General features: G+C 63.7%; 1 protein-coding gene and 1 pseudogene. One reads left to right on the top strand and one right to left on the bottom strand.

Features of this window, described 5'->3' with window-relative positions; all coding sequences use genetic code 11:
- Positions 1-478: response regulator (locus tag DBR30_RS22660; protein WP_258224521.1), on the bottom strand; the 478-nt coding region annotated here is incomplete at its 3' end.
- Positions 479-642: 164 nt separating this feature from the next.
- On the opposite strand from DBR30_RS22660, the pseudogene DBR30_RS22665 reads away from it, so the two are divergent.
- Positions 643-915 (top strand): annotated as a pseudogene (locus DBR30_RS22665) (tripartite tricarboxylate transporter substrate binding protein); the annotation flags it as partial.

Here is a 915-nt window from a genome sequence, read left to right on the forward strand (position 1 = left end):
GCAGAAAATAGCCGTCGGGATGCAGGGTCAGGTGCCCCAGCCGCAGCTCGGCACCACCGCTTTCGCTGCGCCGCAGCAGGGCCCGCAACCGGGCATCCAGCTCCCCCAGATCGAACGGCTTGGCCAGATAGTCATCGGCACCGGCATTGAGGCCGCAGATCCGCTCCTCCACCGCGCCGCGGGCGGTGAGCAGCAGCACCGGCAACCCCTGTCCCCTACTGCGCAATCGGCCGAGTACCGCCAGCCCGTCGAGCTTGGGCATCTCGATATCGAGCACCGCCAGCGCGTACTGTTCGTGGCGCAGCAGGTGGTCAGCCTGAGCCCCGTCAGCCACCCAATCCACCGCGAAACCGGCGCTGGTGAGTGCCCGCGACAGCCAGTGGGCCAGTTCGTGATTGTCTTCTGCCAACAGCAAGCGCATCCCTATCCCCTTGTTCTTAACGACGGCGTGCAACCACAGTGCAGCAACTGCATCCATTCACTCTGCCTGAGCGGAACAAGGTGCGATCACGGTCACACTCCCGCCAATTGGTCAGCGATTGAAAGGTGAATGAAAGGTTGTTGTTTTAACAATTTCGCATCACTTCGTCCATCGACGGAGTCACACCGAGAAAAAACAACGACAAGATGGAGCACACAACCATGAAGCAACGCACACGTCACGCCCTCGCCCTGCTAACCCTGCTCGGCGCCCTGCCGCTGCAGGCGGTCGAGAGTGCCACCGCCCCGAGCCGTACCGAATGCATCGCACCAGCCAAACCGGGCGGTGGCTTCGATCTCACCTGCAAGTTGCTGCAGGTGAGCCTGCAGGAGACCGGCACCATCGACAAGCCGATGCGGGTCACCTACATGCCGGGCGGGGTCGGCGCCGTGGCCTACAACGCCATCGTGGCCCAGCGCCCTGCCGAGGCGGGG

Source organism: Aeromonas sp. HMWF017, from assembly GCF_003061465.1.
GTDB lineage: Bacteria > Pseudomonadota > Gammaproteobacteria > Enterobacterales > Aeromonadaceae > Aeromonas > Aeromonas veronii.